At 50.9% G+C, this 1,277-nt stretch carries 1 pseudogene; it reads right to left on the bottom strand.

Annotated elements, in window-relative coordinates:
* Window positions 1–1,277 (bottom strand): annotated as a pseudogene (locus MUA00_RS00290) (hemagglutinin repeat-containing protein); the annotation flags it as partial.

The raw sequence follows: 1,277 nt of genomic DNA, 5'->3' as shown, positions 1-1,277 counted from the left end.
CGTCCCCCAGGAAGCGGTAGTCGTACTCTGGTTTCAGGTTGAGCCTGTCCAGGAAGTAAGAAGAACCGAGGAATTTATTTTGATCTGTGTAAGCGCTGTTGGTTTCACGCGGGGCGCTGCCGGGTTTGTTACCCATCATGGCGTAGAGATCGCCAAACAGGCTTTGATCGAGCTGACCCAGGCCATCGAGCTTAGGGTTGGTGGTGATCAGGTAAGGACTGTTCGGATCGGTGGAAGTAACGAAATAACCGTTATTGCCGGAAGGCAACGGATATAAGCTTCCCTGCTGCTGGCTTAAGCTGCTGCCACCGCTGATTTGCGCCACGGCATCCGCGAGGTTGTCCTGCCATTCTGGCGAGTTAACTGCCGTTGCATCCGCGCTGGCAAGATCGAGCCCCTGCTGCGAGTTACCGATAGTTTGCGAGCTGAGAGTATTGAGCGTTGGGGCGGAAATAGTATTGCTGATCCCACCCGCATTCGCCGTTGTGGTGGTATTGCTGATATCGCTGGTGAAACTGGCGGTAACGTTGCCGCCTGCCTGGATTACGGAGCGATATATTTCGCCTGCCTGATAATCTGTCTCGTGTCCCATCAGGTAAAAAGATATTAATTGTTTATATTTGTTGTAGTTATTGTTCTTGTTAGACAGTCCATTTTCCGGAAGCTCATTTGTTGCATATCCCAGAGGCTGATTTGGAGCGGTGCCATATTGATAAACAAGGGAATCTGTTTTTGTTCCGCTCTGCCAGCTCTGATTACTCAGTTGCGTCCCCTGCAACATAATATTTTTAGCAGCCAATATATTGCTGGCCTGGTTTTCCAGTAAACCAGCAGTAATATTCAGATGCTGACCGGATGCTATGCGGGCCGCACCTCCTGTGCTCAACACCTCCACGCTGGTCTGGCCTAGAGCAAATTTTTGTGTAGCGTATTCCTCAAATGGCGCGTAGTGATATGTTGTTTCATTCCAGGTAGCACAACCGCCATTGGCATTCCCGCAGGACGAACCTTCCACTAATTGACTGGTTGTGAAGTACCCATAACTTCCTTCCGGAAGAAGAGAATAATGCACCTTCAGGGTCGCATCACCTAAACCCGGCAGCGATGCACCAGCCGTAGTAACTTCCTTTACTGATAAACCATCCCTTGTATTCAGCAAATGCCCGGTCCGAATCGTGATATCACCGTTCTGCGTCTCAATATTGCCGGAAGTATTGACCACCTCAGCGCTGGCGTTGCCCGCCGTATCGCGCTGCATCCACAGGCTGTTGCCCGCC

The sequence above is a fragment of the Dryocola boscaweniae genome (assembly GCF_025215095.1).
Classification (GTDB): domain Bacteria; phylum Pseudomonadota; class Gammaproteobacteria; order Enterobacterales; family Enterobacteriaceae; genus Dryocola; species Dryocola boscaweniae.
The sequence above is the reverse complement of the archived record's forward strand: the minus strand, read 5'-3'. Positions and strand labels throughout refer to the sequence as shown.